This window comes from Thermoactinomyces mirandus (genome assembly GCF_013868055.1).
Taxonomy (GTDB): domain Bacteria; phylum Bacillota; class Bacilli; order Thermoactinomycetales; family Thermoactinomycetaceae; genus Thermoactinomyces; species Thermoactinomyces mirandus.
In genome coordinates this window covers 1-11007 of record NZ_JACEOL010000050.1, presented here as the reverse complement: position 1 = coordinate 11007, position 11007 = coordinate 1, and the positions used below count along the sequence as shown (strand labels likewise).

The window sequence follows — 11007 nt, the reverse complement described above, 5'->3', positions numbered from 1 at the left end:
TGGGATTATCCCCGGGAGAGTAGGTCGTTGCCAGGCTGATATATTAACAACATGTTTTGTTGTTCCGATTGGCTAATTCATTTTTTAATAAATTGAATTTTAAAAGAATATTACATCTGTAAAAAATCAAAACAGAATAATGTTGACATTAACCTTTGATCTGTGTATTATATTATTTGTCAGCGCTACAATGAGTAGTGACAAAGTAAGTAGCTAACTTTTGGTCCTGTGGAGAGATGTCCGAGTTGGCCGAAGGAGCACGATTGGAAATCGTGTAGGCGGGCAAAACCCGTCTCGAGGGTTCGAATCCCTCTCTCTCCGCCATTGAAGAGGCTCGGTAGCTCAGTCGGTAGAGCAGAGGACTGAAAATCCTCGTGTCGGCGGTTCGATTCCGTCCCGAGCCACCAGCTGGCTGGTGTGGCTCAAATGGTAGAGCAACTGACTTGTAATCAGTAGGTTGGGGGTTCAAGTCCCTCCACCAGCACCATTATAGGGGCGTAGTTTAATGGCAGAACAGAGGTCTCCAAAACCTCCAGTGTGGGTTCGATTCCTACCGCCCCTGCCATTTAAGCAAGGATTGATTCAATCAGACGTATGGTTTCTTTTGCACGTTGAATCCATTTCTGGCTCATTGGTTCATCTGATGCAGGGACTGGTTCAGAGAACTGGTTGACCAAGGAACCGAAAAGGCCGGGTTCTCCGGTATGATCATTGGTTGTCAGGAATTCATGTTTTATGACAAATGGTCTTCCTCTTTTACGACAGCCTGATCTGATTCCAGTTCGCCGGAGATTGCATGCAAGGGAATTCGCAAATAGTAACGGTAACCATCGTTTGATTCCCAATCTAAAGCCTTGTCAAGGTAGCCATGGTCATAACTGTAACCACCTCCCAGGTGAAATCCTGTTTTCGCCAATAATTGTCTGAGCGATCCGTAAGTGATTTGCAAACCTTCGATTTTTGAAGGGATTTCGGTCATAAGTTTCACTCCTTTGTAAATGTATTTTTTGATGATCAGGTTTTTTCATACAATATGGCGGCATAGCCAAGTGGTAAGGCAGAGGTCTGCAAAACCTTTACCCCCGGTTCGAATCCGGGTGCCGCCTCCACCATTGCCATGCGGACGTGGCGGAATTGGCAGACGCGCAAGATTCAGGTTCTTGTGGTCATTACGACCGTGGGGGTTCAAGTCCCTTCGTCCGCACCATATATATTTTATCGGAAGAAAGAGCGCCTGACCCAGAGAGGTTGGGGGCTCTTTTCTCTGGTTATAACAAAAAATAGCCAATTCTTTATGAATCAGCTATTTTGGGCTGCAGGACGGCTTCTGGCAGCAGTTCCAGTTGATCTGTCATCTGATTTTGTGGAATCAGTTTTTGAATAATTTTTTTGGGATGATGTTTTGGAATTCGGTTGGGTTCCTTATATTTGCAAGGATCTAATTTCTCAAGAAAGCCGGGGTGTCTCCATTTAAAGCAACTTTTCCTTTTTTCCTGTTTTTCGTTGTCTGGTGGGTTTTTTTCTTTTTCAAATACTGGCAACTCTTCGGAAGGTTCAACAATGGCGACAATATCAGATAGATTGGCTTTGGAAGGAGATTTATTTGAAGAGAGCGATGATCCTGTTGGACTGTTCACGTTTTCGGATGTTTCAGCTGCTTTTTCAACATTGGTTGCTTCGGACTGTGAGGATTTGTCTGTTATTGCAAACTGGTCTGAGGTATTGGTATCTTCAGAGGTATCTGCCCTTTCTTGTGAAAGTGCCTGTTGCTTGTCAGTTTTGCCAGCCTGGTTGTCCTCCATGCCAATCACATAATAGGAAAAAGTCATGATGAAAATGGCTAGACCGGCACTTGTAAACCCCATCGCTTTTCGTTTGATCTGCAGAGTAAACTCCTCAATCGAAAACTCTTCTTTGTGTTTGTTCCCTCCATGATATGTACCCTTCACCAAATGAGTCCTCCCTTTATGAAAACTCGTTATTATGCTACTCCATTTTCCAATTTTTGAACAGTCAACTAAAGTCCTATTTTAATATGGTATATAAAAAGGTTTATTTTGGATAAGATTTCAATATTTATCTGTAGATATAAGCGATGAGGAGGGGAAGACAACCCGCACCCCATCTTTCCGTTTCAGGGCTGATTTTAACCAGCCCGCAAGGAAGCGGCATGGACGCCAAGGAGAGTTGGCAACTCCTTTATTACTTTCACAGTTACATCCGCTTTTCCTGTCAGCAAATGCCTCTGTTTTTCGGGAACAATAAGTTTTGTCCCACTTTCCTAAAAGGCTTTCCCGAGTCCCGGAGGTTTGTTTAAATTTGGCCAGTCTGTTAAAAAGTCTTGTCAATGATTCCTCCGCCCAGGCATTTCTCGCCATCGTACATGACAAATGATTGTCCGGGGGTTACGGCACGTTGCGGTTTCCGGAATTTTACATGCAGATTGCCATCCGCCTGGGGGGTTACCATAACAGGCTGGTCCTGTTGACGATAACGGAATTTGGCTGTACATTGGAAGGACTCGGCAGGCAATTCTCCTTTACCCAGCCAGTTAACATCTGTCGCAACCAGACCATTGGAAAACAGTGCTTCATGGTCATGGCCTTGCACAACATAAAGGATATTGTTTTCGAGATCTTTTTTCGCAACAAACCAGGGCTCTCCGGTTCCGCCGCCGCCAATGCCAAGACCCTGGCGCTGCCCCAGTGTATAATACATCAATCCGTCATGCACTCCGACTTCTTTGCCGTCAAGCGTACAGATCTTGCCTGGCCGGGCAGGCAGATATTGGCTTAAAAACTCGCGAAAATTCCGTTCGCCGATAAAGCAGATGCCCGTACTGTCTTTCTTTTTGGCGGTGGCTAATCCGACTTTTTCTGCCAGGGCACGGACCTCTTTTTTCTGCATGTGCCCAATGGGGAACATCGCTTGTGCCAGTTGTCTTTTTTCCACTGCATATAGAAAGTAAGTCTGGTCTTTATTGGGATCTGCTCCGCGAACCAGATATTTTGTGCCCTGCTCTTCTTTTATTTGAGCATAATGTCCGGTAGCAATCAAATCAGCTTCCAGTTGTTTGGCCCTTTCAAGGAATTTCCCGAACTTGATTTCCCGATTGCACATCACATCCGGATTCGGGGTTCTTCCTTTGCGGTATTCATCCAGAAAATATTGGAAAACTTTCTGATAATAATCTTTTTCAAAGTTCACCGAATAATAAGGGATTCCGATTTGTGAACAAACCCGCCGCACATCTTCATAATCTTCCGTAGCGGTACAATGGCCAAATTCATCGGTGTCATCCCAGTTTTTCATAAACAGGCCAATGACATCATATCCCTGCTCTTTGAGCAGCCATGCTGTTACGGAAGAGTCAACGCCGCCGGACATTCCTACAACGACTCGTGTTTTTTTTGTCATAATGAATCCGTCCTATGTTAAAAATTGAGATATAATGCTATATTTTACCCGATAGCCTTATTATAGCGAATATATTCCACGACAACAAATCAATCAGGAAAGAACTGGTGAAAGGATGTTATACACAAGAAAGAACCCTGGCATGATAGAACTGTTAAAACCGGAACAGGTCCTGGTCATTGCCTTTATCATTATGATCGCGATCGGAACAGTTCTTCTGTCCTTGCCGGTTGCAACAGGAAATGGCCAGCCCCTTCCTTTTTTGGATGCCTTGTTCACATCAACTTCTGCGGTCTGTGTGACTGGACTGGTGGTTGCAGATACAGCGACAACCTTCAGTACATTTGGCGAAATGGTTATCATCTTGCTTGTTCAAATAGGCGGTTTGGGCATTACGACCGTTACTACGTTTTTTGCACTAATGCTGGGGAAAAAAATCGGGGTAAAGGAACGGCTCATTTTGCGTCAGGCATTCAATATGCTGGATATGCAGGGAGTAGTAAATCTTGTCTTGAAAGTGATCGTAATAACCCTGATCATTGAAACGTTGGGATTTGTTTGTTTAAGTTTTATTTTTGTACCAGATTGGGGTTGGAAAACAGGCTTATATTTTGCATTTTATCATTCCATATCAGCATATAATAATGGCGGGTTTGATTTGTTTGGACATGTAGAGGAGTTCAGCAGTTTAACGCAATACATTGATAATCCTTGGATTATCCTGGTTATCAGTGCCCTGCTTCTGCTGGGAAGCATCGGGTTTATTGTTGTATTGGAGATGATCAACTATCCCCGGAGGCGACGTTTAAGCTTACATACGAAAGTGGTCCTGACCATGACCGGTTTACTGATTGTAATAGGTACCATCGTGATCCTCCTGATTGAATGGGACAATCCGGCTACACTGGGGCTGTTATCCATTAAGGATAAGCTGGTGGTTTCCTTTTTTCATGCGGTTACTCCAAGATCAGGGGGCTTTACTTTAGTCTCGATCGAGCAAATGCATCCGGTAACTCAATTTTTTACCATTTTGCTGATGTTTGTGGGAGCAGCTCCCAACTCTACAGGCGGGGGAATTAAAGTAACCACCTTTGCTATCATTTTGCTGGCCGTATGGGCCATGATGAGGGGAAACCGGCATGTTGTGGCTTACCGGCGCCGGATTCCCGTTGATCAGGTTTATAAGGCTTTAACGGTTACGGTTACTTTCATGGCCTTGGTAATCATCTTAACAATGCTTTTGATGATCACAGAACATACAGATATTTTGAAGGCGATGTTTGAAGCTGTTTCCTCATTTGGTACGGTCGGTTTGTCGATGGGACTGACCCCGGAATTGGGAGGCATCGGGAAAATAACAGTGATTATTGCCATGTTTGCCGGACGTCTCGGTCCGATTACTCTGGCTGTCGCCATTGCAAGAAACATTGATCCGCCGCCGTTCAGCTATCCGGAAGAGAGACCCTTGATCGGCTGAAAATCTTACCGATATTGTCGAATGCCCGGATGGTTTGAGTATTGCGAAATATACGGGCTTCCTTTAAGCTAATAACAAAATGGGTGTTTCTTCCCAGATGGTTTAGATAGATCATGAACAGATTAAAGGAGGGCTTATGCGTATTTGCAAAAGTCGTTTCCTGCTTGTCGGCTTCCTGTTGGCCGCAGGAGTGATGCTGAGCGGATGTGCGGCGGTGATTCAGCAAATCCAGCAAACCACTGGAAGCAAGATTGAGGAAGTGGACCGTCTGTCACTCCAGAAACAAAAGCAGGTCGAACAAGAAGAAGAGCCTGATGCTGAAACAGAGAAGAGTTTGTCTAAAAGCCCGGCTCCCCATATCAAACTGGAAGAAATATTGAATGACGCAGGGCAAGGAGAGTATGCGGGAGAAAAGTATGACCGAAACGAAGTGATCAATGCATTGAAGCAAATGCCAAAAGGATTGTCGGATGACAAGGCATATGCTTACCTGTTGGGGCTGGTAGGGGAAAACTACAAACAGGATGTTGAGGTATTTGACATATTGGACAGTTATTCCTATGAAGATAAAGCGGAATCCTGGCGGAAAGTAAAAAAGCCTTGGCTTGAAATAAAAAACCAGACAGCATCCGGGAACGGACAAACAAAGCAGCCGCCCAAACTGATGAATTATGTGGTTTTGCTTGACGCGAGCGGGAGTATGGACGGAAAATTGGAAGAGCAAAAGAAAATGGATGCGGTAAAAACCTCATTGACTTCACTTGCGGCCCATTTTGCCAAGAAGGATGTTCAATTCCAGTTGCGCGTGTATGGGTTTGAAGGAAGTCCCAGGAAAAAGGACCGTGCTCTGTCGTGCAACAGCACGAAAAAAATCTATGCTTCTTTCCAATTTGACAAACAGGATTTTACAAAGACCCTTGAGCAAGTAAAACCGACTGGATATAATCCGCTTGCGCTTGCATTGTTTAAAGCGAAAGCAGACCTTAAGAAAGATGCACCTGCAAAATCGGAAAACCATATTATCGTTATTACAGACGGCTATGACAATTGTGACGGGAACCCTGAAAAAATGGCCCAGCTCTTGCATTTGTCCGATTCAGTCGCAAATGTACATGTGATCGGACTGGACGTCGGGATGGATACGGAAGAACAATTAAGGAAAATTGCCGATTATGCCGGCGGTGATTATGCGACGGTTGAAACAGAACAGGAACTGGGAAGGGTTTTGATCAGTGAACTGAACCGTCTCAAACAAAAAAACCAGCCATGGGCCATCCGTGCGCTGGATGCCGTGAATAAGGCGCATCATTACGATGAGCATCGATTGGATCAGATTTATATTGATATGCATACAAAAGTGGATCAGGAATCGGAGCGTTTGAATGAAACCAATCATTATATAAAAAGTGATCGTAAAATTGACCAGCGTACCTTTAATCAGATCAATTCCTGGATTCAGTTGAGAAATAAACAACTGAAAAACTATGCCAACAAACGTTTCGGTGAAATAGGCATACATCTGGACGAAAAATATCAGGAGCAGGTTTCCGGTTTGCTTAAAGATTGGGAAGAAGCTGGAGGCAGCCAGAAACAGATACAGGAAAAAAAGGAGCAGCTGATGAAAGAAAATTCGGCATCTCAATATCATCGCAACATGCAGATTCAAATGCAGGGAAAACAGTGATGATTGATGATGAATTGCAGGTGATGAATATGGCCAAACCAGCTTTTGAATTCCTTTATGATGAAGAGATCGATTTGTTGCGGCCCGTTTTGCATGTGGACTATGAACGCCTGAATGCCGAAGAACAGCAGGAATTTGAATGGGGCCTTCAACAAATTTCTGCGCAAATTCCTGATCGCATCCAACAGTTTGAACAGGACTATATGAATTTGTATGAAAAACTGAAGACAACAGAGGACGATGAATCCTTCTTCCGGATCAATGAGGAAATGAATGAGGTATCCAAAAAAATCAGTGAATTGAACCTTCTTTATTTGCATATAGAAGGAACCCACTTGCATGCCAATGTTGACGACTAGACGACCAGGAACCGCAGTCAAGACACCTTTACGGGTGTCTTTTTTATATGCAAAAATTTTATAAAAACCCTTTCAACTGAACGAATATTGCTGCGTGAAACTGGATAAATCTTTTTTGAGAACGGAATCAGGAAAATAATCCAAAATATGTTTTTCAATTCGGTTTTGTGGATGTGTTAAAATATGAAACCGGGGCTTGGAGCGGGATTATTCATTTAAATATCTTGTCTCGGCATAAAAATAAAGTTGCTTACGAAAACGATTGTTAAGGCTGATAAGATATCAAATATTTATTGTAAAGTTTTCGTTAAGATTTTTTTAATTGGTAATAAATAATTCGTTAAATGTGTATATCAGGTATTTAAAAAATCCTTTTTTAAGAATATGATATTTTTTGGTTTATAAATGGTTTATTAGGAGGAAAATAACGTGCTCTTTAATCGGTCAAAAGACAGGATCTTTTATCAGACGATGGTAGATGCTACGTCCAATATTGTAGAGGCAGTTCAACTGTTCCGTGAAAATGTGGAAACTCTGGAGGAAAAAGAAAAGTTTGCCGAGCAGTTGAAAGAGCTGGAACATAAGGGGGATGATTATACACATTTAATTATTAAAGAGCTTAACAAAACATTTGTCACCCCTCTTGATCACGAAGACATCCTTAAGCTGGTCAATTACCTTGATGATGTTTTGGACGGCATCGAAGCGTGTACAGCCCGTTTTGTCTACATGCATGTAAATAAGACAACCCCTTATCTGATCAAGTTTGGTGAGGTACTGGAAAAGTCGGCCCGTTATTTGCAAGAGGCATTTTTGGCCCTGGAAAAACGTGATTTTTCTTCGATTCACCGAATTGCAATCGAAATCAATTCACTTGAAAATGAAGGCGATAAATTGATGAGGGAAAGTATCAGTTCTTTATTTGAAGAAACGACAGACCCGATCGAACTGATAAAAATGAAAGAGATTTATCAAAAACTGGAAGGCGTTACCGATACATTTGAAGATGTAATGGACGTTATGGAAAGCGTGGTTATGAAGTATGCTTGATCCTTTTTGGATATTGGTTGCGGTAGTTGTACTGGCGCTGGTGTTTGACTTTACCAACGGATGGCATGATACGGCAAACGCGATTGCCACTGTTGTGGGCACCCGGACATTGCCGCCATGGGCGGCTATCCTGATGGCTGCGGTATTGAATTTGGCCGGTGCGTTTTTCTCCACTGCTGTTGCCAAAGCAATAGGAGAAGATATTGTTGATCCGTCAAATATTACCCTGGTCTTATTGATTTCAGCCTTGCTTGCAGTTATTTCCTGGAATATTATTACTGTCCTGCTAGGTCTCCCCACCAGCTCATCCCATGCTTTGATCGGAAGCTTGATCGGAGCCACGATTGCATTCAAAGGTGCCGCTGTACTTAAAGTTGATGGAATTATGGTGATTCTTTTGGCCATGTTAATTTCACCTGTGTTGGGGGCTTTGTTTTCCGGAAGCTTAATCAAATTTATTCGTTCTCTTTTCAGGAATATTCCCCGTTCCCGGGTAAAAAGGGTTTTTAAATATTTGCAGATTGCGTCTTCGGCGTTTATGGCATTCAGCCATGGGGCATCCGATGCGCAAAAATCGATGGGGGTTATCGCCATGGCTCTGGTTGCCTATGGTGCACACAGCGAACTGACTGTTCCGGCCTGGGTGAAAATTGCCGCTGGTACGGCGATGGCTTTGGGAACAGCCATGGGGGGGCGCAAAATTATTCATACGATTGGTTCCCGATTAAGTCGTTTGGAAACACCTCAAGGCTTTGCCGCTGAGACCGGAGCAGCCATTTTGCTGACAACGGTGGCGAAAATCGGAGTTCCTGTAAGTACTACGCATACGATTACCGGTTCCATTATCGGTGTAGGAGCTGCCGAGCGATTGCGCAGTGTAAGGTGGAGTGTGGCTGGCAAAATTGTTTATGCCTGGATCCTGACCCTTCCGGGAACGGCTGTCATGAGCTATATTTTTTATCAGGTATTAAGGGTGCTGGAAGGTTGATCTGGTGGTTGCAAGGATCAATTTCCGGATTGCCTTAAATAACATATTTCTACTGCAGACTTGTGTTAACACAAGTCTTTTTTATTCAGAAACTCCATGCCTGATCATAAAAAGCAGTACAAATTGAAAAAATATAAAAAGAATGCTGTTCAATTTACTGCTTTTAGACAAACATGGTATATTAAAGACAAGTAAGGTTAAGCCAGTAAATCCCAGAAAAAGGTTGTCGTTCCAGCATGGGTACTGCTGGTTGATTCATCAATACATAACAGAAGGGAGAAAAAGATGATTTCAAAAAAGCAGCAGGAAACCGTAATGACACCGCTGTTTTGGCATAAGGAAGCGTTGAAGCGGAAAGATGAACTCTTGAAGGAGCTAAAAAACTTACTGTCCATTGAAAGTATTTTGGATGAATCGACAGCCTCCGCCGAAGCGCCATTTGGTCAAAAAATTGCCGAAGCGCTTGGCTATGTGTTGGAGTTGGGAAAAAGGGAAGGCTTCCAGACGAAAAATGTGGATGGGTATGCAGGCCATATTGAATATGGAGAAGGTGAGGAAATTATCGGCGTTTTGTCCCATATTGATGTAGTTCCTCCAGGTGATGGCTGGACCACTCCTCCATTTTCGCCGGAAATTCGGGATGGCAAGTTATATGCCAGAGGTGCCCTCGATGACAAGGGACCGACGATAGCTGCATATTTTGCTCTTAAAATTGTGAAAGAACTTGGGCTTCCCCTGTCCAAACGCGTTCGCCTGATTGTGGGAGCGGATGAAGAGTCCCGCTGGCGTTGCATGGCCCATTACTTTGAAAAGGAAACCATGCCTGTCATGGGGTTTAGCCCCGACGCGGATTTTCCGATCATCAGTGCTGAAAAAGGTTTTTTTGATATAAAGGCCGTTGGTTTTAATGACAAGAAGGAGACGCCCGACGACGGCTGGTCCCTGGTTCAGTTCAAATCCGGTGAGCGTGTAAACATGGTACCGGACTATGCCGAGGTGAAATTGAGCGTGGAAGGCGATGTGTTTGAACTGAAAGGGAAAGTTCAGGATTATTTGTTAACTCACCAGATTCAGGGATACGCTGAGGAAAGGGATGAAGGCGTTGCGATTGTGATGAAAGGAAAAGCCCATCATGGCATGGACCCGGACAAAGGTGTCAATGCGGCACTTGCCATGGCCCGATTCCTGGCCCGACTTCCCCTGGATCAGGAGGGTGCCACTTATATAAGCATGATTAATGATTTGCTGGTAGACAGTTTTTTTGGGGAAAAACTGGGGATTTCCATGGAAGATGAGTTCATGGGGCGTTTGACCGTCAACGCAGGCGTATTTGATTATGAACAGGATGGAAAACGGCTGGTTCGCCTCAATATCCGTTATCCCAAAGGCGGAGACGCTGAAGAAATCTTGCAGGCTGTGGAAAAGAAATTGTCCCGATATCATCTGAAAATTGTGGAAGTCGATCATAAACCGATCCATTATGTTGATAAAGAGCATACCTTAATTAATACCTTATCCAGGGTATATGAGGAACAGACCGGGGAAAAGGCCGAACTGCTAGCCATTGGCGGAGTCACCTATGCCCGTGTTCTGGATACGGGAGTTGCCTTTGGCCCGCTGTTTCCGGAGAGTGTGGAGACTGCGCACCAGCGTGATGAATTTATCGATATCAATGAATTGTTGAAAACGACAGCCATTTATGCCCAGGCCATTTATGAGCTGGCAAAATAGAACGCCCCTCACCAAGTGGTCAAGCCCCAAAAAAGTAGACGCAAAAAAACACCCGGATTATGCTGCATGCTGACGCCTGTATTCTAACAGGCGCCAGCTTATTTAATTTCAGTTGAAGTCTCTCCTCATTGTAAAAATGGTTATACTGTTGAATCAGGATTTGAGCCTGTTCAGCATCTTGGATATGATGGTATTGGAGAGTTTCTGTCTTTAAGTGGGAGAAGAAACTCTCAATCGGGGCATTGTCCAAGCAATTGCCTCGTCTTGACATGCTGGGTCGGAGGCCAAACTGAGCCAGCAT

11 protein-coding genes and 6 tRNA genes are annotated in these 11007 nt (G+C 43.9%); 12 read left to right on the top strand and 5 right to left on the bottom strand.

Annotated features, from left to right (window positions below):
* Positions 1-230: 230 nt before the first annotated feature.
* From H2C83_RS14215 to H2C83_RS14200, 4 genes are all read left to right on the top strand, one after another.
* Positions 231-324, top strand: a tRNA-Ser gene (locus H2C83_RS14215).
* Positions 325-331: 7 nt separating this feature from the next.
* A tRNA-Phe gene (locus tag H2C83_RS14210) sits at positions 332-407 on the top strand.
* Positions 408-411: 4 nt separating this feature from the next.
* A tRNA-Thr gene (locus H2C83_RS14205) sits at positions 412-487 on the top strand.
* Positions 488-491: 4 nt separating this feature from the next.
* Positions 492-565: transfer RNA gene (locus tag H2C83_RS14200), tRNA-Trp, on the top strand.
* Position 566: 1 nt separating this feature from the next.
* On the opposite strand, the gene H2C83_RS18620 is transcribed toward H2C83_RS14200, so the two are convergent.
* Together H2C83_RS18620 and H2C83_RS14190 are read right to left on the bottom strand one after the other, a co-directional pair.
* Positions 567-845: a YugN family protein gene (locus H2C83_RS18620; RefSeq protein ID WP_181741864.1), complete on the bottom strand. Its 279-nt coding sequence runs from the start codon at positions 843-845 to the stop codon at positions 567-569.
* Positions 734-979, bottom strand: coding sequence for a YugN family protein (locus tag H2C83_RS14190; protein ID WP_181741863.1), 246 nt, complete (start codon positions 977-979; stop codon positions 734-736). The genes H2C83_RS18620 and H2C83_RS14190 overlap by 112 nt, the downstream gene beginning before the upstream one ends.
* 56 nt (positions 980-1035) lie before the next feature.
* Here H2C83_RS14190 and H2C83_RS14185 point away from each other — a divergent pair.
* Positions 1036-1109: transfer RNA gene (locus H2C83_RS14185), tRNA-Cys, on the top strand.
* 10 nt (positions 1110-1119) lie between these two features.
* Positions 1120-1207: transfer RNA gene (locus H2C83_RS14180), tRNA-Leu, on the top strand.
* Between the two features lie 85 nt (positions 1208-1292).
* Here H2C83_RS14180 and H2C83_RS14175 read toward each other — a convergent pair.
* On the bottom strand, positions 1293-1952 hold the full coding sequence (locus H2C83_RS14175; protein WP_181741862.1) for a hypothetical protein: 660 nt from the start codon (positions 1950-1952) through the stop codon (positions 1293-1295).
* A 379-nt stretch (positions 1953-2331) separates the two neighbouring features.
* On the bottom strand, positions 2332-3417 hold the full coding sequence (gene mnmA, locus H2C83_RS14170) for a tRNA 2-thiouridine(34) synthase MnmA (RefSeq protein WP_181741861.1): 1086 nt from the start codon (positions 3415-3417) through the stop codon (positions 2332-2334).
* Between the two features lie 142 nt (positions 3418-3559).
* On the opposite strand from mnmA, the gene H2C83_RS14165 reads away from it, so the two are divergent.
* From H2C83_RS14165 to pepV, 6 genes are all read left to right on the top strand, one after another.
* The gene (locus tag H2C83_RS14165) at positions 3560-4894 is read left to right on the top strand and encodes a TrkH family potassium uptake protein (protein WP_181741860.1); all 1335 of its coding nucleotides are present in this window, start codon (positions 3560-3562) and stop codon (positions 4892-4894) included.
* A 136-nt stretch (positions 4895-5030) separates the two neighbouring features.
* A complete protein-coding gene (locus H2C83_RS14160; RefSeq protein ID WP_181741859.1) occupies positions 5031-6578 on the top strand; it encodes a vWA domain-containing protein in 1548 nt (515 codons plus the stop codon).
* Positions 6578-6937, top strand: a complete 360-nt coding sequence (locus tag H2C83_RS14155; RefSeq protein ID WP_181741858.1) for a hypothetical protein — start codon at positions 6578-6580, stop codon at positions 6935-6937. Before H2C83_RS14160 ends, H2C83_RS14155 begins: the two co-directional genes overlap by 1 nt.
* 429 nt (positions 6938-7366) lie before the next feature.
* Entirely contained in the window at positions 7367-7987 is a 621-nt protein-coding gene (locus H2C83_RS14150; RefSeq protein WP_181741857.1) for a DUF47 domain-containing protein, read from the top strand.
* Positions 7980-8975, top strand: a complete 996-nt coding sequence (locus tag H2C83_RS14145; protein WP_181741856.1) for an inorganic phosphate transporter — start codon at positions 7980-7982, stop codon at positions 8973-8975. Before H2C83_RS14150 ends, H2C83_RS14145 begins: the two co-directional genes overlap by 8 nt.
* 315 nt (positions 8976-9290) lie before the next feature.
* Positions 9291-10706, top strand: coding sequence for a dipeptidase PepV (gene pepV / locus H2C83_RS14140; protein WP_181741865.1), 1416 nt, complete (start codon positions 9291-9293; stop codon positions 10704-10706).
* A gap of 19 nt (positions 10707-10725) precedes the next feature.
* Here pepV and H2C83_RS14135 read toward each other — a convergent pair whose 3' ends face one another.
* Entirely contained in the window at positions 10726-11007 is a 282-nt protein-coding gene (locus H2C83_RS14135) for an integrase core domain-containing protein (RefSeq protein WP_220184192.1), read from the bottom strand.